This window comes from Kribbella sp. (assembly GCF_035655035.1).
In the GTDB taxonomy this organism is placed as follows: Bacteria; Actinomycetota; Actinomycetes; order Propionibacteriales; family Kribbellaceae; genus Kribbella.
This window is the reverse complement of record NZ_DASRVN010000032.1, coordinates 1-20,060: the sequence shown is the minus strand read 5'-3', so window position 1 is coordinate 20,060 and position 20,060 is coordinate 1. Positions and strand designations below refer to the sequence as shown.

At 70.1% G+C, this 20,060-nt stretch carries 19 protein-coding genes and 1 pseudogene; 10 read left to right on the top strand and 10 right to left on the bottom strand.

Translation table 11 applies throughout. From position 1 onward, the window contains the following. From VFF46_RS02165 to VFF46_RS02140, 6 genes are all read right to left on the bottom strand, one after another. Positions 1 to 248 (bottom strand): hypothetical protein (locus VFF46_RS02165; protein WP_325035274.1); only part of this gene is annotated, 248 nt, incomplete at its 3' end. Positions 249 to 304: 56 nt separating this feature from the next. Next, entirely contained in the window at positions 305 to 1,372 is a 1,068-nt protein-coding gene (locus VFF46_RS02160; RefSeq protein WP_325035273.1) for a hypothetical protein, read from the bottom strand. A gap of 38 nt (positions 1,373 to 1,410) precedes the next feature. After that, entirely contained in the window at positions 1,411 to 2,214 is an 804-nt protein-coding gene (locus VFF46_RS02155) for an ABC transporter permease (RefSeq protein ID WP_325035272.1), read from the bottom strand. A gap of 1 nt (position 2,215) precedes the next feature. After that, positions 2,216 to 2,998 (bottom strand): ABC transporter permease, encoded by a 783-nt coding sequence (locus VFF46_RS02150; RefSeq protein ID WP_325035271.1) that lies wholly within the window; start codon positions 2,996 to 2,998, stop codon positions 2,216 to 2,218. Further along, positions 2,998 to 3,975, bottom strand: a complete 978-nt coding sequence (locus VFF46_RS02145; RefSeq protein ID WP_325035270.1) for an ABC transporter ATP-binding protein — start codon at positions 3,973 to 3,975, stop codon at positions 2,998 to 3,000. Before VFF46_RS02145 ends, VFF46_RS02150 begins: the two co-directional genes overlap by 1 nt. Continuing rightward, complete coding sequence (locus VFF46_RS02140; RefSeq protein WP_325035269.1) at positions 3,947 to 4,744, bottom strand: MerR family transcriptional regulator; 798 nt, start codon at positions 4,742 to 4,744, stop codon at positions 3,947 to 3,949. Before VFF46_RS02140 ends, VFF46_RS02145 begins: the two co-directional genes overlap by 29 nt. A 62-nt stretch (positions 4,745 to 4,806) precedes the next feature. On the opposite strand from VFF46_RS02140, the gene VFF46_RS02135 reads away from it, so the two are divergent. Further along, positions 4,807 to 6,381: an amidohydrolase family protein gene (locus VFF46_RS02135; protein WP_325035268.1), complete on the top strand. Its 1,575-nt coding sequence runs from the start codon at positions 4,807 to 4,809 to the stop codon at positions 6,379 to 6,381. Between the two features lie 53 nt (positions 6,382 to 6,434). After that, positions 6,435 to 7,253, top strand: a complete 819-nt coding sequence (locus VFF46_RS02130; RefSeq protein ID WP_325035267.1) for a carbon-nitrogen hydrolase family protein — start codon at positions 6,435 to 6,437, stop codon at positions 7,251 to 7,253. On the opposite strand, the gene VFF46_RS02125 is transcribed toward VFF46_RS02130, so the two are convergent. Next, the gene (locus VFF46_RS02125) at positions 7,235 to 7,963 is read right to left on the bottom strand and encodes an SDR family oxidoreductase (protein ID WP_325035266.1); all 729 of its coding nucleotides are present in this window, start codon (positions 7,961 to 7,963) and stop codon (positions 7,235 to 7,237) included. The two genes, VFF46_RS02130 and VFF46_RS02125, sit on opposite strands and share 19 nt — an antisense overlap. A 154-nt stretch (positions 7,964 to 8,117) precedes the next feature. Between VFF46_RS02125 and VFF46_RS02120 the strand changes: the two genes are divergently transcribed. The 6 genes from VFF46_RS02120 (at position 8,118) to VFF46_RS02095 (ending at position 13,331) form a co-directional block, all read left to right on the top strand. Continuing rightward, positions 8,118 to 8,720, top strand: a complete 603-nt coding sequence (locus tag VFF46_RS02120) for a MarR family transcriptional regulator (protein WP_325035265.1) — start codon at positions 8,118 to 8,120, stop codon at positions 8,718 to 8,720. Beyond that, entirely contained in the window at positions 8,717 to 10,324 is a 1,608-nt protein-coding gene (locus VFF46_RS02115) for an MDR family MFS transporter (protein WP_325035264.1), read from the top strand. The genes VFF46_RS02120 and VFF46_RS02115 overlap by 4 nt, the downstream gene beginning before the upstream one ends. Before the next feature lie 176 nt (positions 10,325 to 10,500). Then, positions 10,501 to 11,094: a hypothetical protein gene (locus VFF46_RS02110; protein ID WP_325035263.1), complete on the top strand. Its 594-nt coding sequence runs from the start codon at positions 10,501 to 10,503 to the stop codon at positions 11,092 to 11,094. After that, positions 11,091 to 11,411 carry a hypothetical protein gene (locus VFF46_RS02105; RefSeq protein ID WP_325035262.1) on the top strand — a complete coding sequence of 107 codons (321 nt, stop codon included), beginning with the start codon at positions 11,091 to 11,093 and terminating at the stop codon, positions 11,409 to 11,411. Before VFF46_RS02110 ends, VFF46_RS02105 begins: the two co-directional genes overlap by 4 nt. A 172-nt stretch (positions 11,412 to 11,583) precedes the next feature. After that, positions 11,584 to 12,165, top strand: coding sequence for a hypothetical protein (locus VFF46_RS02100; protein WP_325035261.1), 582 nt, complete (start codon positions 11,584 to 11,586; stop codon positions 12,163 to 12,165). 8 nt (positions 12,166 to 12,173) lie between these two features. Next, the gene (locus tag VFF46_RS02095) at positions 12,174 to 13,331 is read left to right on the top strand and encodes a hypothetical protein (RefSeq protein ID WP_325035260.1); all 1,158 of its coding nucleotides are present in this window, start codon (positions 12,174 to 12,176) and stop codon (positions 13,329 to 13,331) included. Positions 13,332 to 13,540: 209 nt separating this feature from the next. Here the strand turns inward: VFF46_RS02095 and VFF46_RS02090 are convergent, their stop codons facing one another. The 3 genes from VFF46_RS02090 to VFF46_RS02080 form a co-directional block, all read right to left on the bottom strand. Next, positions 13,541 to 14,773, bottom strand: a complete 1,233-nt coding sequence (locus VFF46_RS02090) for an AI-2E family transporter (RefSeq protein WP_325035259.1) — start codon at positions 14,771 to 14,773, stop codon at positions 13,541 to 13,543. Positions 14,774 to 14,794: 21 nt separating this feature from the next. Then, complete coding sequence (locus VFF46_RS02085) at positions 14,795 to 16,165, bottom strand: glutamate mutase L (RefSeq protein WP_325035258.1); 1,371 nt, start codon at positions 16,163 to 16,165, stop codon at positions 14,795 to 14,797. Between the two features lie 200 nt (positions 16,166 to 16,365). After that, positions 16,366 to 17,520 carry a cystathionine gamma-synthase gene (locus tag VFF46_RS02080; protein WP_325035257.1) on the bottom strand — a complete coding sequence of 385 codons (1,155 nt, stop codon included), beginning with the start codon at positions 17,518 to 17,520 and terminating at the stop codon, positions 16,366 to 16,368. Positions 17,521 to 17,698: 178 nt separating this feature from the next. On the opposite strand from VFF46_RS02080, the gene VFF46_RS02075 reads away from it, so the two are divergent. Continuing rightward, positions 17,699 to 18,280: a hypothetical protein gene (locus VFF46_RS02075; protein ID WP_325035256.1), complete on the top strand. Its 582-nt coding sequence runs from the start codon at positions 17,699 to 17,701 to the stop codon at positions 18,278 to 18,280. Positions 18,281 to 18,288: 8 nt separating this feature from the next. After that, positions 18,289 to 20,060, top strand: a pseudogene (locus VFF46_RS02070) (hypothetical protein); the annotation flags it as partial.

Sequence of the window (20,060 nt, the reverse complement as noted above, 5' to 3'; positions counted from 1 at the left end):
ACCTCCATCCAGGCGCAGACCCGCAGGCACAGCTCGCGGGCGGCGCGCTCCGAACCGTCGTACCGGGCGGGGACGAAGGCACTCGGCAGCACCGGCGGGCGGCGCATCGGCTCGACGCCGAACCGGCCGATCAGCCAGTCCAGCGAGTCCTCGATCCACTGCTCGGGCCCACCGGGCAGCAGGACCTTCGGTCCGTAGAGCAGATCGCGTTCGTGTTGCCGACGCCGCCAGGCACCGATCGGATTCATACCGGAACTGACGCGGTCGCCACCACGCCCGTTCCATCGGAAGTGTTGCAGTCACGTCACCAGCCCAGAACGGTCGGCGGGCCTCCCATCAGCTCCTGCAGCCGGGCTGCGAACCGGGAGCGTGGAGCCGGGTCGAGCGCCTGGTGCCAGTCCGGCAGCAGCGGTCCGTCGCCGAGCAGCCGGTGCTGGCGGAAGCGGTACGACGCGAGCGCCTCGGCGACGGCGTGTTCGCCGAGGTACCCGGAGGTGTGCACCCATTCGTCGTCGAGCGTGGTCTCGTCGACGGCCGCGTTGACCAGGACGATCCCGAACCCGTGGAACAACGCGCACAGATCGGTCAACGGTTCCTCGAGCGGCCCGGTCGCCCAGGGCGGAGCGGGCCGGGACAGCAGCTCGTGGCTCAACTCGTGCGAGACCGCGGCGAGCAGCTTCAGCGGATCGGCAAGTACGTCGGAACGCAGCAGGACCGCACAGTGCCCCGGGATCGGGTCGAGGCCGGGCGAGTCCACGCCCAGATCGACCCACCGCCCAAGCGCCGGTCCGGCCTGTACGGCGCTCTTGACCACCATCGAACGCCCCGGATCGGACGCGGCGAGCAGGCACCGCACCACCTCGGCACCGAACTCGTCCGCGCCGAGCCGCCGGACCAGGAACGGCAGCAGGCTGTCCTCGTCGTCGGCGGCCAGCTCGGCCTCGATGATCCGGTCCACCTGCTCGAACGACGCCGTACCCAGCCTGCTCGAATGCGTCCGCACCGCCGCGCGGTCCCCGGGCGCGGCGCCCTGCGACAGCGGGTGTCCCGGGTCGAGATAGCCGTCGAGCATCGCCGAGCCGAGCAGCTCGGCGGCCTCGGCGACCTTCTCCAGCCGGAAGCTGAAATGCACCCGCTCGGCCGGGATCTCCAGGTGCTCGCAGACCTTCGCGCAGACGGCACGCGCCGCGGTGTCCGAGCCGTCGTACCCGGGCGGAACGAACTTGTCCGGTACGACGACCGGCCGCCGCAGTACCGCCGTACCGAAGTGCTCGGTGAGTAACCGGAACGAGTCCTCGACCCAGCGCCGCGGTCCGCCCGGCAGCGCGACCTTCGGTGCCCGCACCAGGTCGTGGAAGGACTCATCGGTCATGCAGGGTCCGACGGCGGCACCGGGGGTCCTGGTTCCGGCTACTTCAGCAGCAGCTTGCCGAGGCGGCGGGACGCGACGTACATCCCGAAGGTGCCCATCGCGGCCAGGTACAGCGCGTGGACGAGCAGGAACCAGCCGACGTTGCCGGTGGCGAACGCGCGCTCCAGGACCACACCCTGGTAGAGCGGCGTGATCTCGACCAGCCAGCGGATCACCCCGGGGTACGTCTCGACCGGGTAGAAGGTCGCCGAGAACAGGAACATCGGCATGATCGCCAGCTGCACGAACTCGAAGTCCTGCCAGCTGCGCATGAACGTGGTCAGCGCCATCCCGGCCCCGGCGAAGGCGAACCCGATCAGCACCGACGCCGGCAGCGCGAGCAGCGCCCACCACGACGAGATCAGTCCCATGATCAGCATCACCACGACGAACATCGCCGAGTAGATCGCCCCGCGCAGCAGCGCCCAGGTGACCTCGCCGGTGGCCACGTCCCAGGGCCGCAGCGGTGTCGCGAGGATCGAGTCGTACAGCTTGGCGTACTTCATCCGGAAGAAGATGTTGTACGTCGAGTCGAAGATCGCGCCGTTCATCGCCGAACTGGCCAGCATCGCCGGCGCGACGAACGCGGCGTACGCGATCTTGGTGCCGTCGGCGAGCGTGAACGCACCGACCAGGTGCGCGACGCCGATGCCGATCGAGAGCAGGTAGAACACCGGCTCGAAGAAGCCCGAGATGAACACCACCCACGACCGGCGGTAGAGCAGGAAGTTCCGCTCGACGAGGTGCCGGCCGCCGCCGAGCCGGACCGGAACGGGAAGCACCCGCGCAGCGATGGTCGCCATGTCAGCCGATCAACTTCCTCGTGAAGCCGCGGACGGCGAGCCAGGTGCCGACTACGAACCACGCCAGCAGGTAGACGACGTTGACGGCCGCGAGCAACGGGTTCACCAAGCCGAGGCTGAGGCTGCGGGACAGCTCGACCGCGTGCCACAGGGGACTCACGTACGCGAGCCACTCGATCCAGTCCGGCAGCTGCGAGACCGGGAAGAACGCCCCGGAGAACAGGAACGCCGGCACCACCCCGAACCGGAACACGATCGCGAAACCGGCGTCGTTCTCCAGGGTCGTCGCGTACGCCGCGATCGGCGCGGCGACCGCCAGCCCGACCAGCAGCGCCACCGGCAGCCCGAGCACCCCGAGCGGCGACCTGAGCCCGCCGAACAGCGCGATGATCACCAGGAACACCGCGCACGAGCTGAACACCCGGAACGCGATGAACCCGAGCTGCCCGTACACCACGTCCGCCGGCCGCAGCGGGGTCGCGATCATCGAGTGGTAGAACTTCTGCCACTTCATCCCGCCCATCACCGGGTACGTCGCCTCGCCGACCGCGATCTGCAACGCCGTCGAGGCGAGCAGCCCCGGCGCGATGAACTGCAGGTAGCTGACGCCGCCGAGCGCACCCGTCCCGTTGCTGTCCACGAACGACCCGAGCCCGATCCCCATCGCGGCCAGGTAGAGCAGCGGCAGCAGGAAGCTGGTGATCAGCGTGCCCTTCCAGGTCCGCTTGTAGACGGTCAGCCAGTAGTCGAACATGCGGCGACCGTTCTCCACGGCGACACTCATCAGTCCACCAACGTCCGCCCGGTCAGCCGGAGGAACACGTCCTCCAAAGTGGAACGGCGGACCAGCACGGCAGCCGGTTGCAGCCCACGCTCGTGTACCGCGGCGACCGCGCGCTCACCGTCGTCGGTGTAGAGCAGCAGGCGGTCCGGCAGCACCTCGATGCGCTGCGCGAGGTCCTCGACCTTGCCGGCCAGCGCGTCGTGGTCCGCGAGCATCACGTCCGGCCCGAACCGAAGCTCGGTCACCTCACGGGTCGAGTAGTCGCGGATCAGCTCGGCCGGAGACCCCTCGGCCGCGATCAGCCCGCCGTCCATCACCACCAGGCGGTCGCACAACTGCTCGGCCTCGTCCATGTAGTGCGTGGTGATGATCAGCGTGACGCCGGCCTGTTTGAGCCGGAACAGCTTGTCCCACAACAGATGCCGGGCCTGCGGGTCGAGGCCGGTGGTCGGCTCGTCGAGCAGCAGCAGGTCCGGCTTGCTGACCAGCGACCGCGCGATCGTCAGCCGGCGCTTCATCCCGCCGGACAGCTCGTCGACCTTGACCTTCGCCTTCTCGGTGAGCGCGACGAACTCGAGCAGCTCGTCCGCGCGGAGCCGGCACTCCGCCCGGCTGAGCCCGAAGTACCGCCCGTAGATGGTCAGGTTCTCCCGGACCGTGAGCTCGGTGTCGAGGGTGTCGTCCTGCGGGCAGACGCCGAGCCGGGCGCGGATCGCCGGGCCGTCGGTGGCCGGGTCCATGCCGAGGATCCGCAGCGTGCCGCCGCTGGTCGGGGAGACCGCGCCGATCATCCGCATCGTCGACGACTTGCCCGCGCCGTTCGGCCCGAGGAAGCCGAAGGCCTCGCCGTGCCACACGTCCAGGTCGATGCCGCGGACCGCCTCGAAGTCGCCGTACGACTTCCGCAGACCGCGGGCGTGCACCAGAGAATCGCTCACCCGTCCGACACTAGACGGACCGTCGGACAGTTTCCTCATCGTTTCGGCGATACCCGAGCCGTCGCACCGCGTACGCCCGTACTCCGGCCGCCAGCCACTCGGGCAGCTCCGCGTCCACCATCGCGATGATCGCCCGCTGGTCCGCGTTCTCGACCAGCAGATCCCCGAGCCCGTAGTACGTCTCAGGCGTGGCAGGCCAAACCTCCAGCACCCCCAGGTAGTGCTGCTCGATCAGCTCCAGTCCTTCTTTCGAGTCCGGCAGAACACCCCGGTCTCTCGCGGAGGCCATTCGCAGCAGCAGGCGCCGCCCTTCGTCGCCCAGCCGCTCGTAGTCCTCCCGCGTCCAGCTGGAGGTCTCCCGCACCGCCTTCTCGAATCCCTCCGCCGCGGCCTCGCCGTACCGCTCGGCGAGCTCCTCCCGCAGCCGCGCCCGCGCGTCGCTCAACCCGGTGAAGAACTCCTCGTCCGCGACGGTCTCGTCCCCCGACAGCCCCGCGATCGTCCGCTCGACGGCCCCGAGCACGTCGTCCAGCCGCTTCCGCTCCCGCAGCAACTGCTCCCGATGCCCTTCCAGCGCGGTCACCTCGTCGTCCTGCTCGTCCAGGATCCGCGCGATCGACGGCAGCGGTACGCCGAGTTCGCGGAGCAGCAGGATCCGCTGCAGCCGGAGCAGCTCGGGCCGGCCGTAGTACCGATAGCCGTTCCCGGCGACCCGGCCCGGCGGGAGCAGGCCGATCGCGTCGTAGTGCCGCAGCGTGCGCACCGAAACACCGGCGAGCCGCGCCACCTCACTGACCGTTCGCTCCACGAGACCTCCTTCGGAAAATCGGGGTGGAGTCTGACGTTACGTCACCCTTTAGCGTCCCCGGCATGGCATTCACGATCCTGCACACCCGACTCGTCGACCGCGGTACGGCGTTGCCCGCGGACTGTCTGCGGGTCGCGGACGGGCGCATCGCGGCGATCGGCGGCCCGGACATCGCACAGCCGGACGACGTCCTCGTCGACGGTTCCGGTACGACGCTGCTGCCCGGGCTGATCGACGCGCACGTCCACCTGGCACCGGGCTGTACGCAGCTCGCCGCGACGTACGGCGTGACCACGCAGCTCGACATGTTCAGCATGCCGGAGGTGATCGCCGGGGAAACTCCGCGGTCCGGGTTCTTCACGTCGAGCATCGGGTCGACCGCACCGGGCGGGCATCCGACGATCGCGTTCCCGCCGTTCCCGTACGTGACCGGGCCGGAGGACGCCAAGCAGTTCGTCGCGGACCGGATCGCCGAGGGCGCCGACCACCTGAAGCTGATCTACGACGACGGCTCCGGCGCGATGCTGAACATCCCGACGCTCCCCCGGGACACAATCCGTGCGCTGGCCGACGAGGCGCACGCGCATGAGCTCACAGTGGTCGCGCACGTCTCCACTGCGGCGGGTGCGGTCACTGTGGCCGAGTGCGGCGTGGATGTGCTGGCGCATGCGCCTTCGGACCTGATGACGCCGCAGGACATCGAGGCGGTCAAGGGCATGGCTGTGATCGCGACGCTGGGTGTCGTCGACATGTTCAACGGGCCTTCCGGGCAGCTGCCGTTGCAGGAGGAGGCAGAACTGATGGCCCGGATGCCTGCACGTTGGCGGCGCGTACTGGACCACCAGTCGCGGCGCTGGATGCCACCGCAGCCACCTGACGGTGCAGCGGCTCGGGCGAACACGCTGGCGTTGCTGCGGGCCGGCGTACGTGTGCTGGCCGGTACTGACGCGCCTAACCCCGGGCTGGTGTTCGGGGCGTCGCTGCACCGGGAGCTGGTGCATCTGGTCAGTGCTGGACTCACACCGGCCGAGGCGCTCGTTGCTGCGACCAGTGCGCCGGCTGAGGTGTTCAAGCTGGCCGACCGCGGGCGGCTGGTCGCCGGAGCGCGTGCTGACCTGTTGCTGGTTGACGGTGATCCACTGGTCGACATCACTGCTACACAACGGATCCGGCAGACCTGGGTCGGTGGAGAGGTACCGGCTGAGTACGCGGGCAGTACTGCGGAGCTGGCGGGCATCCGGTTCCTCGGTGAGACGACAGCACGGATCATCAAAGCGTTGAAGGAGCAGTGGCCCGGGTTCCCGTCGCCGGAGGACGTGGTGCGGGAGGACGGCGAAGTACTGGGCCGTGTGGTGCCTGTTACCGGCGGGTGGTTGCCGATGACCGTCTTCGGTGCAGCGTTGGGTCCGACCAGCGACCGTGACACCGCTATTGCTTTGGTGGAGCGGGAAGGTCTGGCCAGTCTGTCCGAGACCTGGTCGGCGCGGACCGACGGCCCGTGGCAGGACGCCGTACTGCTGGAGGCGCAGCCCGATCGAGTCCGGCTGCGCTGGAAGGACCCGCTGGTGGAGCAGCCGCCGTCGGGCCGGTGGTACGAGCTGACCGACATCGACCTGTCGCGTCCAAGCCATCGATAATGCCGATGACATGATTCGTTGACAGCGACTCAGCCGAAGGCTTGGCTGAGCGGGTGAGCACCACGACCCGCATCGGTCTCGGCCAGTGGCACGCTGTGCCCGGAGACCAGAACGCCAACCTGGCAACGGCTCTCGAGGTCGTCGCCGGCCTCGCCGCGCAGGGCGCCGAGCTCGTCGTACTGCCGGAGCTGTGGGCCAGTGGGTACGACGTGGCGCGGCTCGGCGAGATCGTCGCAGCCACCGCAGAGCCGGTGCCGGGGCCCCGTAGCGAGGCCCTGGCACAGGCTGCGCGTGAGCACGGGCTCTGGCTGGTCGCCGGGTCCGTGCCCGAGTCCGCGGACGGCCGTATCTACAACACCACGCTCGTGTTCGACCCTGACGGCGGACTCGTCGGCGTACACCGCAAGGTGCATCTCTATCGCCCGACCGCCGAGGACGCCGTGTTCGCGCCCGGCGACACCGTCACCGTGCTGGACACCGACCGGTTCGGCGGCGTCGGGCTCGCCACCTGCTTCGACGGAGACCACCCCGGGTACGCCCGGGCGCTGCGCGATCGCGGGGCGCGACTGGTTGTCATGCCGGCGGCGTACGAGACGGCTGCCGAGAGCTGGTGGGACGTGCTGCACCCGGCCAACGCGCTCGCCAACGGCCAGTGGTGGATCACGGTCAACCAGTGCGGCGGTGAGATGTTCGGCCGCAGCCGGGTGATCGCCCCCGACGGAACCACGGTCGCCGAGGCCCCACGCGGTCCCCACTTACTCACGTGCGACGTCGACCTCGAAGCCGGCGTCCACGAGGCCGACACCCACAACTCAGCGCTCTGGAACGACGCCCAACCGGAGCTGTACGCCCCTCATCCCCTTCCGACGTAGGGCATTCCCGCCGCCATCACGGTGAGGGTGGGTACGGCGACCGACGTCGGCAGCTCCGCGATCCGGACCACGAAGTCCGCGACGATCTTCGGGTCGAACGTCGGCTCGACCGCGATCGACCCGTCCGGCTGCAGCACGCCCTGCTCCATCCGCGCGGTCATCGCGGTCGCCGCGTTTCCGATGTCGATCTGGCAGGCGGTGATCCCGTGCGCCCGCCCCTCCAGCTCGAGCCCCTTGGTCAGCCCGCTGATCGCGTGCTTGCTCGCGGTGTAGGCGATCCCCTGCGGCCGGGGCACATGCGCCGAGATCGACCCGTTGTTGATGATCCGCCCGCCCTTGGGCTGCTGCCGCAACATCAGGTCGTACGCCGCCTGCGCGCACAGGAACGACCCGGTCAGGTTGGTGTCCACCACCCGCCGCCAGTCCTCCTCCCGCACGTCCTCCACCGCGGCCGCCGGCGATCCGGTTCCCGCGTTGTTCACCAGTACGTCGATCCGCTCGAGCCCGCCGAAGAACGCCCGTACGGCGGCTCCGTCAGCGACATCGAGGACGGCGTACCGCGTCTGCTCTCCCCCAAGAGCAACCGTCTCCTGCAGCTTCTCCTCGGTGCGTCCCGTCACCCACACCTCGAAGCCTGCCGCAGTGAGCGCAAGCGCCATCTCCCGCCCGAGCCCGGACCCACCACCGGTCACCACCGCAATCCGCGTCACAAAAGGCACCCTTCCGGCGTCGAAAGTATGAAACAGATTCTCCTTCATTGCACAGAGTGACGACCCAACGACCGAGAGCAAATGAGTGGCGGCTCACTTGAACATCTTGGAAACTCATTTGCGTGTATCACGCAAGCATGTATATGCTTGCAGCATGCAAGTAAACGACGCGTACGCTCCACAGACCCCGATCGAGGGTGTGATGCACGCGTTCACCCGGATCGGGCGCCGGCTGAAGGCCAAGCAGCCCGGCGACACGATCGACCACAGCGCGCACGTCGTGCTGTTCGCCCTGCGGTGCAACGGCGCACTGCGGCTGTCCGACCTGGCCGCCCGGCTGGAGCTGGACGCCTCGACCGCGAGCCGGCACGTCCGGTCGCTGGAGCAGCTCGGCCTGGTCCGGCGCTCCCCCGACCCCGACGACGGCCGGGCCTTCCGGGTCGAGCTCACCGAGCAGGGCGTCGAGCAGTGGGAAGCCAGTGCCCGGCACCGGATGGAACTGCTGAGCGCCGCGATGGAGGGCTGGTCCGAGGAGGACGTGCAGACCTTCGAGCGGCTGATGACCCGCTTCGCGGACGGTGTCACCGCCCTGACCGAAGCACCCACCAGCGCCGCCTGGGCGGACAAGGGCTGGGCCGCGGTCGCGCCGCGACTGCACCGCCCCGCCCCGGCAGAGCGCCGTACCGAAGACTCCGCTGCCGGCGGCGACCCCGACGGCAGCGCGAACCACGACAACAACCTGGAGAGCACCAGATGAGCACCACAGAGCCCGCCACCGCCGGCGGCGCTGCACCTGAGAGCGGTCCGAGCTACCTGTCCCACAAGCAGATCCTGGTGATCCTCGGCGGCCTGATGGCCGGGATGTTCCTGGCCGCGCTGGACCAGAGCATCGTCGGTACGGCGCTGCCGCGGATCGTCAGCGAGTTCAACAGCCTGGACAAGCTGTCCTGGGTGGTCACGGCGTACCTGCTGACCTCGACCGCCTCGACCCCGTTGTGGGGCAAGATCTCCGACCTGTACGGCCGCCGCCCGCTGTTCATCGCGGCGATCGTCACGTTCCTGGCCGGGTCGGTGCTGTCCGCGCTGTCCGGCAACATCGAGCAGCTGATCGGCTTCCGGGCCGTCCAGGGTCTCGGCGCCGGTGGCCTGATGTCACTGGCCTTCGCCACCATCGGCGACGTGATCCCGCCGCGCGAGCGCGGTAAGTACATGGGGTACTTCGGTGCCGTCTTCGGCCTGTCCTCGGTGGCCGGACCGCTGCTCGGCGGCCTGCTCACCGACGGTCCGGGCTGGCGCTGGATCTTCTGGATCAACCTGCCGATCGGCCTGGTTGCCCTGGGCATCGTCGGCGCCGTGCTCAAGCTGCCGCACGTGAAGCGTTCGCACAAGATCGACTACCTGGGTGCCTCCACGATCGCCGCCGCGGTCACCTCGCTGCTGCTGGCCATCTCCTGGAGCGGCCCGACCAACGGCTGGGGCACCGGCACCACGATCGCGCTGCTGGCCGGCGCCGTCGTGCTCGCCGTCGCGTTCGTGATCATCGAGCTGCGGGTGGCCGAGCCGATCATCCCGATGGACCTGTTCAAGGGCCGGATCTTCTCCGGGTACGCCGGGTACGCCTTCCTGCTCGGGTTCGCGATGTTCGGCGCGCTGATCTTCCTGCCGCTGTACCTGCAGGCGGTCAAGGACCTGTCGCCGACCCGCTCCGGCCTGGCGCTGCTGCCGATGATCGTCGGCATCTTCTCCGCGTCGATCCCGAGCGGCCAGATGATGAGCAAGAGCGGCCGCTACAAGCACTTCCCGATCATCTCCGCGATCCTGGTCGGCGGCGCGATGGTGCTGCTGTCCACGCTGAGCCTGACCACGCCGTACTGGCAGCTGGCGATCTACATGTTCGTGATGGGCGCCGGCCTGGGCCTGTCGATGCAGATCACCGTCACCGCCGCGCAGAACAGCGTCCCCCGGCAGCACATGGGGTCCGCGACCTCGACGATGACGTTCTTCCGCTCGATGGGTGGCGCGATCGGTACCGCGGTCTACGGCGCCGTGCTGACCAGTCGGCTGAAGGTGCACCTGGGCGACATCATTCCGAACGCCACGCAGTCGATGGTCGACGGACTGGCCAAGGCGGCCAACAGCGTCCAGGCGCTGCACACGCTGAAGGAGCCGCTGAAGGGCTTCGCGCTGCACGGTCTGGTCGACGCGATGGACGACGTGTTCCTGGTCTCGCTGCCGTTCCTGGCGCTGGCCCTGATCCTCGCGGTGATCACGCCGGAGCAGCGGCTGGCCGGCCGCAACGACGGGCCGAAGGCCGACGGTGAGGAGTCGCTGGAGGCCTCCGCGGCCGCCGCGATGCACTGATCAGCACGCTGATCGCCGCACTGCCCTTCACCGAACCGATACCGAACGACGGTTGACCTACCCGACAGCCGCCCTGGAAAGCTTTCCGGGGCGGCTGTTCCGTTGTCGTAGCGGCCGCCTGACCCTCCCCGGGTCGTAGTTTCGACACGTACCGCGACGACAGGACAGCCGCACGGATGAAGACACTTGACCGGCCCCTCGACGACGACGACCGCGCGATGGCCGACTTCGCGGACGTCCGCGACTGGCGACGTCTGGGCGGCCCCCAGGCGGGTCAGACCGGGCCCGTCCCGGTCCGCCGGCTGATCCGCCGGGTGAAGTCGGCGACCAACTGGAAGCCGTGGCCGATCAACCGCCGTACGGTGATCGACGACCAGCTCGACGGCTGGGGCTTCCTCACCAAACGGAACACCGAGCTCGCCGTGTACGACGACCAGGTGCTGCCGCACAGCCCGTTCAGCGGCTGGGTGGCGTTCGCGATCGAGCCGTGGGACCTCGACGAGGTCGCGGCCGGGCTCGACGAGCACTGGCCGGAGAAATTCCAGCTCGCCTGCCGGCACTGGGGACAGCCCGCGTACGTCGGAGTGCAGACGAAGACCGGATTCGACGACGACTGGGCCCCGGGAGCCGGCCGCGACCGCCGCCACCTGGCGGTCTGGACACCACCCGGCGCCGAGATCCACCTGTACAGCAACCGCCCACGCCGCAAGCCGCTGTCGACCTCGGTCGGCATCAACTATGTGGTGTACCTCAACGAGGAGGGGTCATGAGGACCGCCAAGCAGGACTACAGGACGAACAGCCGGGACGCGGACGCGCACAGCGGCCACCCCACCGGGACCGGCGCGAACAGCGCCGTCTCTCCCGACAAACTGACCCAGGTCGCGTACGGCGCCACCGCGGCCGCCCAGGCCGCCGGCGAGTCCCCCACCCTGTCCTCCGACCTCGGCGCCGCCCTCCGCGCCGCCACCCCACCCCGCGGCCTTGTGGGCCCGACCCGCACCCCCGACAACCCCGGCACCCGCCCGGAAACCGGCGGCCGGACTGGTCCGGACCGCGGCACCGACCGAGGCACCGGCAGGCGCTAGACAGGTCCACCCGTCCCGACGTCGCCCCCTCGGGATCGGTGTCCGGAGCAGACCAATTCGCCCTCCGAACCAGTTATCCACAGCCACCTGAGAACCCGTTGTTGATGACCCTGACCCAGCCGTAGCGTTGCCGCCGACGGCTTGAGCACTGACGGAAGGAACAAGCCCGGAAATGAAAACCATGGACCGGCCGCTCGATCAGGACGAGGCGGCGTTCGCCGACTTCGCCGAGATCGCGGACTGGCGTGCCATCGCAGGGCCCAACAACGACGACAGCGGGCCCGAAGTGGTCCGGGCGATCGTCCAGCGGGTCACCGCCGTCACCGACTGGCAGCCCTGGCCGCTCCAGCCGGGCGAGCAGATCGACCCCGTGCTGGCGTCCTGGGGCTTCACCACCAAGCGCGGCACCACGATCGTCGTGTTCCCGGGCCTGGCGTATGCCGACGTACTGAACGCCGGCTGGTGTGCGTACGAGCTCGGTCCCGACGACACCCGGGCCGCCGAGGCCGGGCTCGACGAGCACTGGCCGGACCACCTGGCGCTGGCCCGCAAGTACTTCGGTGAGCCGGCGTACGTCGGCGACGACAGCAACCCGAACTTCCTCGACGAGTGGGGACCTGGTGCGGGCGCCGACAAGCGGCACCTGGCGACCTGGGCCCTCAACGGCGCGCACCTGCGTCTGTTCAGCACCAAACCCAGCCGTGACCCACTGACCCCCGCGGTCGGTGTCAGCTACGCGATCTACATCGACTAGGAGACGCAATGACGACACCATCGGAAGGTTCGGGCTGGGAGCAGGGCAGCTGGGGCCAGTCCATGGACTGGCTGAGCAACCTGTCGGCCGAGCAGCAGCAGAGCCTCCAGACCTTTGTCGGGATGACGCCGGAGCAGCGCCAGACCGCGATGGCCTTCGCGAACCTCGACGACCGCCAGCAGGGCAACCTGATGCGCGCGGCGAACCGGGACCCGCTGCGGACCCGCGTCGAGAACGCGACCCGCACCGCCGTCGCCCGGGTGCACATGACCTACGACAACACCCGCGGCCGGATCAGCGAGATGGCCACCTCGCTCGCTTCTCAGGCGCGTGACTACCGCGACGTCGCGGTCCAGGGCGTCCGGGATGCTCGCGACACCGCGGTGCAGACCGTGCGGGATGTGCGGGACACCGCGGTCCAGGGCGTGCGCGACGCTCGCGACACCGCGGTCGAGACTGCGCGCGGCGCCCGCGACACCGTCGTACAGGGCGCGAACAACCTCCGGGACCGGGCGGAGGAGCTCGGCCAGCAGGCCGTCGGCGCCTACGAAACCGGCCGGGATCGGGTTGTCGACATGGCCCAGCGCGGTCAGGTCCGGCTCGACCAGGCCTGGCAGACCGGCGCCGACCGGGTCGGCGCCGCGCGGGACACGGTCGTCCAGGGCGCCCGGACCGCGCGGGACAACGCCGTACAGGGTGCGCGTAACGCCCGCGACACCGCGGTCGGCGCCGGACGGACCGCCGTCACGGCCGGCCGGGACGCCGTCGGCCGCGCGGGCCGCTGGTTCGAGGGCAAGTTCAACAACGCGATGATCAAGGCCGAGAGCGCGGTGGCCAGCTACAACGCCGGCCGCCACAACCCGGACCTCGGCGCGAGCGGCCTGAGCGCGAAGGACCGGGTCGAGATGGCCCAGCGGTTCAGCGCGGCGCTCAACGCTCCGACCATGGAGGCGCGCAACGAGATCCTCCAGGGTCTCGCGCAGACGTCGCAGGCCCAGCTGGAAACGCAGAAGAGCACGATGGCCGCGCTCAGCGGCGTCGCGGCCCCGGGCAGCCAGTCGCCGCAGGCCCCGGCTGCGACCGGCCAGCAGACCGGCGAACACGGCGCCCAGCAACAGACCGGCACCAACGTCGTGAAGCCGAAGGGCAACGACGTCCAGCGCTGACCCGCACAGCAGTTCTACCGGCCGTCCTCGTGTTGCGGGGGCGGCCGGTTCAGCTGTTGGACCACTTATCCCTGAAGGCCGCGACGTTCTGGTCGCACTCTGGCCGGAGCTCCGGCTCCCTCGCCGGTGCGAGGTGCTGTGGCTTCAGGCTTTTCCGCACCTCGCCGGAGCCGAGCCGGGAGCGGGCTGAGGGCGAGCGCGGGAGCTGATCAGTCGGTTGTGGGGGTTGGTTGGGGGCGGCGTCTTCGTGGGGGTTCGAGGTCTGGGTCGTTGCCGGCCAGGTGGTTGACGATGGCGTTCAGGACGGCGGCGGTGGGGACGGCCACCAGGGCGCCGACGATGCCGGCGACGACGACGCCGGTGGCGATCGCGAGGATGACCGCGAGCGGGTGCACGCTGACCGCGCGGCCGAGCAGGAACGGCTGCAGGACGTGGGCCTCCAGCTGCTGTACGCCGATCACGATCGCGAGCATCACGATCGCGATGATGGGGCCCTTGGCAACCAGTGCGACGAGGACCGCGACGATGCCGCTGACCAGCGCGCCGACCACCGGGATGAACGCGCCGACGAACACCAGGATGCCGATCGCGCTGACCAGCGGCAGCCCGAGGATCGCGGCGCCGAGCGAGATCCCGATCGCGTCGACCGCGGCGACGATCACGGTCGCGCGGACGAACGCGGTCAGCGACACCCACGCCCGGCGGCCGGACGAGTCCGCCTTGTCGCGGGCGCGCCGCGGGAACAGCCGGACCAGCCACGCCCAGATCTGCTCGCCCTGGTACAGGAAGAAGAACAGGCAGAACAGCGAGATGAACAACCCGGCCACCACGTGCGTCGCCGTCGTACCGACCGCCGCCGCCTGCTGACCGAGGGCGCCGCCGGAGGTGATCTGCTTCTGGATCTGCTTGAACAGGTTGGTGATGTCGCTGTCGGTCAGGCCGAAGTTGATCCGGGCCAGGTCGCGGAGCTTCTGCACGCCTTCGCCGACCTGCCGGGACAGGTCCTCGAACTGCCCGGCGATCTGCGTTCCGACCAGTGTCAGCAGGCCCGCGACCACGATGATCGTGGCGATGACGGTGATACCGGCGGCCAGCCCGCGCGGGACCCGGAGCTTCTGCAGGCCCTTCGTCACCGGCACCAGCAGCGCGGTGAGCAGGACGCCGACGGTCACCGGTACGACGACCTCGGACAGGTACCGCACGGCGTACCCGATGACACCGACGGCCGCCACGACCACCAGGAACCGCCAGGCCCAGGCACTGGCGATCTCCATCCCCGGCGTCACCCCGGGATCGATCCTGCGCGGCGGCTCACTGGATCCCACCGCCCCGCCGCTCGCCTGCACGCCTTCCGCGGACTCCGCTGCCGCCTCCAGGCTTGCCGGTGCGGGCTCGTTGGCCTCGCTCGGCATGGTGTGCTCGTCCCGCCCCAAGTTGCTCATCCGACCTCCCTCGTGATGAGCCTAGTGCCCGACAAGTCCTGTTCCATGAATGTGGGCGGCCAGGCCCTCCGCCGCCTTCGGGGCGTCGTCGGCGAGCAGACCGACGGCCGCGAGTACGTAGTCCGCGTCGACGCACACCTCCGCGCGCTGCGGCACCAGCCAGCCCTCCTCCTGCGCGTTGGTCCCGATCGCGCCGAGGATCCGCGCCGCCACCTCCGGCGGGTTGTGCCGCAGTACGCCGCCGGACCCGACCAGCAGGTCGACCTCCCGCAGATCCTTGCCGGACCGCTCGATCACCCGCCCGCCAGGCCCGAACACGATCCGCTGCCGCCCCGCGTGCCGCCGCAGCGCGACCGTCGCGGCGACACTCGCCAGCGTCTCGTCGTACGCAGCCTCGTGCCGGTTGTCCGGCAGGTACGCCGGATCCGCGCGCCGCCGTTCCGCTGCCGCCCGGGTCCCGTCGACGTCCGCGATCAGCCCGGCCTCGGCGCCCGCCTCCACCACCGGTACGGCGCTCCAGCGCATGCCGAGGTCGCCTTCGACGGTCCGCGTGACCGGATGCGTCGCGACCACCTCGCGGCCGAGGTTCGCGTCCTCGGGGTCGAGCTCGATCACCGAGTGCACGTCGGTGGTGGCGCCGCCGATGTCCACCACCGCGACGTCGCCGTGCAGACCGGCCAGCACCTCGACGCCCCGCAGTACGACGTCCGGCGTCGCGGCCCGGACCATCCGCGCGAACGCCGGGTCCCGGGACAGGTTCTTCCCGCCGATCACGTGCGCGAGGAACATCTCCCGGATCGCGGCCCGCGCGCTGTCCGGCGCGAACACGCCGATCTCCGGTACGACGTTGTCCGCCAGTACGTGCGGTACGCCGCCCGCGGTCAGCGTGCCGGCGATCTCGTCCCGCGCGTCGACGTTGCCCGCGACAACGACCGGTTTCCGCCAGTTGTACTTCGCGAGGGTCTCGGCCGCCTTCAGGAGTACGGCCGAGTTGCCGCCGTCGGTCCCGCCGAGCAGCAGCACGACGTCCGGGCGGTCCTTGCGCAGCTCCTTCTGCGTGGTCGCGGTGAGGCCACCGCTGACGACCGCCACGACCCGCCCGCCGCTGGACAGCGCGACCCGCTTCCCTGCCTCCGCGGTCACCAGCTCTTCGTTGCCCACGACACCGATCCGCAACCCGCCACCCGCACTGGAACAGGCGAGCACCTCCGCGTTCCGCACCGCACGATCGGCGTTCTCGAGCACGGCACGGCACGCATGCCACCCGTCCATCACGTCACTGTCGATCGTCGTCCGGTGCTCCGCCCGCCCGACCAACTCCCCCGACCCGGCGTCCACCGCAACCGCCTTGGTGAACGTCGACCCGAAATCCACCGCCACCACAAGACTCACAAACCCTCACCCCACCCAGTACGTACTGCATCACCCGCCATCCGACTCCCAGCACCGCGCGGCCCGATCCCACCGGCATTTGAGGGGTTCACCTCCGGAATTGCCCCCTCACCGGCGGCATGCAGGCCGTGAACGGGCAGTTCGAGGGGTTCATCCCTCAAATGGTCTTGGGGCGTGGGGCGGCACGGTGGGCGGGAACGTCAGGAGAGGGCGTGGTCGAGGTCGGCGAGGAGGTCGTCGACGGTTTCGATGCCGACGCTCAGGCGGATCAGGTCGGCGGGGACCTCGAGGGGCGTGCCGGCGACCGAGGCGTGGGTCATCTTGCCGGGGTGCTCGATCAGGGACTCGACGCCGCCGAGGGACTCGCCGAGCGTGAAGACCTCCGCCTTGTTGCAGATGTCCAGCGCCTGCGCCTCGCCGCCGGTGACGCGGAAGCTGACGATCCCGCCGTACCGCTTCATCTGCTTCGCCGCCGTCTCGTGCCCGGGGTGGGCGTCGAGGCCCGGATACAGCACCTGGCTGACGGACTTGTGCCGCTGCAGAAACTCCACGATCTTCTGGGCGTTGTCGCTGTGCCGGTCCATCCGGACCCCGAGCGTCTTGATGCCGCGCAGCACCAGCCAGGAGTCGAACGGGCCTGCGACCGCGCCGATCGCGTTCTGGTGGAAGGCGATCTTGTCCGCCAGCTCGGCGTCCCGCACCACCAGCGCGCCGCCGACCACGTCGGAGTGGCCGCCCATGTACTTCGTGGTCGAGTGCACGACGACGTCCGCGCCGAGCTCCAGGGGCTGCTGCAGGTACGCCGAGGCGAACGTGTTGTCGACCACCAGCAGCGCGCCGGCGTCGTGCGCAATCTGCGCCACGATCGCGATGTCCGCGACGTTCAGCAGCGGGTTGGTCGGGGTCTCCAGCCAGACGACCTTGGTCCTGCCGGGCTGGATCGCGGCCCGGATCGCCTCCGGGTGCGTGACCGCGGCGGGAGTCATCTCCACGCCCCAGTTGCTCAGCACCCGCGAGAACAGCCGGAACGTACCGCCGTACGCGTCGTCCGGGAACACCACGTGGTCGCCGGGCGCGCACACCGACCGGATCAGCGTGTCCTCGGCGGCCAGGCCGCTGGCGAACGCGAAGCCGCGCTTGCCCGCCTCGATCGCGGCCAGGCACTCCTCCAGCGCCGTCCGGGTCGGGTTCGCCGACCGGCTGTACTCGTACCCGTTGCGCAGGCCGCCGACGCCGTCCTGCTTGTAGGTGCTGGTCGCGTAGATCGGCGGCACCACCGCTCCGGTCGTCGGGTCGGGCTCGTTCCCGGCGTGGATGGCAAGTGTCTCGAAGCCGTACTGGTGTTCGGTGTTCACCGGACCAGCGTACGGCCTGGTCTGCTGGAGCCCGGCAGCCCGTCCACAGCCGGGCGGATCGGCGGAACCGGGTTGTCCACAGGTACGTCGTACCGGCTGGCGGAATGACCCACCCGCCGCCTACGGTTGCTCGCAGAACACCCACGGTGGTACCGGGCAGGAAGGACGACGGCGCCGGATGAAGACGCAGGACAGGCCGCTCGACCAGGACGACCTGGCGATGGCGGACCTCGCCGAGGTACCGGACTGGACCGTGATCGCGGGCCCGGACGGCGACGAGGCCGGGCCGGAGGTCGTGCGCGCGCTGGTGCACCGGGTGATGGGCCAGACGTCCTGGCAGCCGTGGCCCTTGCAGGCCGGCGAGGTGATCGCCGCTGACATGGTCTCCTGGGGGTTCACCACGCGCCGCGGGACCACGATGATCGTGTTCGACGGGCTCGCGTTCCCGGACTGCCCGGACAGCGGCTGGTCGGCGTACGAGATCGGCCCGAGTGACATCGCCGCCGCCGAGGCGGGCCTGGACGCGCACTGGCCGGACCACCTGGCGCTCGCCACCCGGCACTGGGGGCAGCCCGACTACGTGGGCGACGAGAGCAGTCCGACGTTCGCGGACGAGTGGGAGCCCGGCGCCGGGACCGGCCGCCGGCACCTGGCCGTCTGGTTGCGTCCGGGGGCGCAGATCCACCTGTACAGCACCAAGCCGAGCAAGGACCCCCTGACGACGTCTGTCGGGGTCAACTACGCCGTGTACATCGACTAGGAGACCCCATGAGCCAGTCCTACCCGGAGAATCCGCGCGGCATCCGCCAGCGGTTCTCGCGGTGGAACACGACTCGTCGCGGTACCAAGACGCTGAAGGCGGCGTACGCGCAGGCGCGCCGGGACGTCAAGCGGATGGATCCTGCCGTCCGCGAGCAGATCGGCCGTGCGCACATGACGCGCGCCGACCTGCAGATGCTGGCCGGCACCCACGTCGACGCCCAGTTCCAACCGGACCGGTACGGCGCGGTCTCGCAGCAGCTCGGCGCGGCCGCGTCCGCCCGGACGAGCACGCCCGCCCCGACCCGGAACCCGCTGCGCCGGATCGCCAACCGGTACTCGCGGTGGCGCAACACGCGGCAGGGTACGAAGGCGCTGAAGGCGGCGTTCACGCAGGCGGCGCGGGACGTGAAGCGCACGGATCCGGCGGTGCGGTGGGCGATCGGCCGGACGACGATCAACCGGTCCGACCTGGCGGCGCTCGCGTCGAGCCGGATGGACGAGGTGTTCCGGCCGCAGGGCAGGTTCACGAACGTACCGGCGCAACAGCAGGCCGGGGCTGGGGTGCAGCAGCAGGCCGGTGCGCAGGTGCAGCAGCAGGTGCCGACTCCCGGTTCGCAGCAGGTGAGCCAGCAGCTGAACCAGCAGGTCCAGGCGTTGCAGCAGTCGATCATCGAGAACCAGGCGCGGATGATCGCGCTGATGGAGGAGACCAACCGTCTGCAGGCCCAGCTCCGCGAAGTCCTCGACACCCGCGTCCAGCAACTCGAACAGGAGAACGGCCAACAGAACCAGCCCGGCCAGGACCTGAACCAACAGCAGAGCCAGCAGCAGGGCCAGCAGGCCGAGGGTCCCCAGACCGAGCCTCGCGCGATCGGCGAGAACACCGGCGAACAGTCCCTCGACGAGAACGCCCCCTCCCCAACCACCACCGAGAACACCCCCACCCCCGCCGTCGGCGAAACCACCGGCGAGCCGGCAGTCGGCGAAAACACGGGCGAGCAAGCAGTCAGCGAGACCACCGGCGAGCAGGCGGTCGGTGAGGGCGGTGAGTCGCAGGCCGAGGGTGGTGAGTCGCAGGTCGAGGGCGGCGAGGTCGAGGCGCCGGCTGCAGTGGCCGAAGGTGAGCAGTCGCCGACGTCTCGCGAATGGTTCGCCTCGGCCGCCGGGGAACGGGAGTTCGACCCCGACGAGCAGACACCCAACCAACCAGCCCCCGAGTCGATCACAGCCGAGACCGGCGAAACCACCCCCGAGGCAACCACCGCCCCACAACAAACACCCACCAACCCCGAACAATCCGGCCCCACCCAACAGCCCCCGGCCGCCAACGCCGAACAATCCGGCCCCACCCAAGCTCCGGCCGCCAGCACCCACCAGTCCGGCCCGGACCAGCCGCGGCCGGTCGCCAACGCCCAGCAGTCCGGCCCGAACCAGCAGTCTCCGGTCGCCAGCACCCAGCAGTCCGGCCCCAGCCAGCAGTCCCCGGCCGCGAACGCCCAGCAGTCCGGTCCCAACCAGCAGCCGGTCGGTGCCAGCGCCGAGCAGGCCGGGGCCGACCCGACGCAGTCCGGCGCCAACCCGCAGCAGGCTGGTGCCGAGCAGACCGGGGACAACCCGCAGCAGACGGGTGCGGATGTGTCGCAGGGTGGGCCTGGTCAGCAGCAGGGAGGGGACAAGGATCGCTCTCCCGCGGCGCTCGACACGGAGATGGCGCAGCAGCACGCGCTCAGCGGTCAGCAACCGCTCACCAGCGTGTCCAACAAGCGCACCGCAGGTGC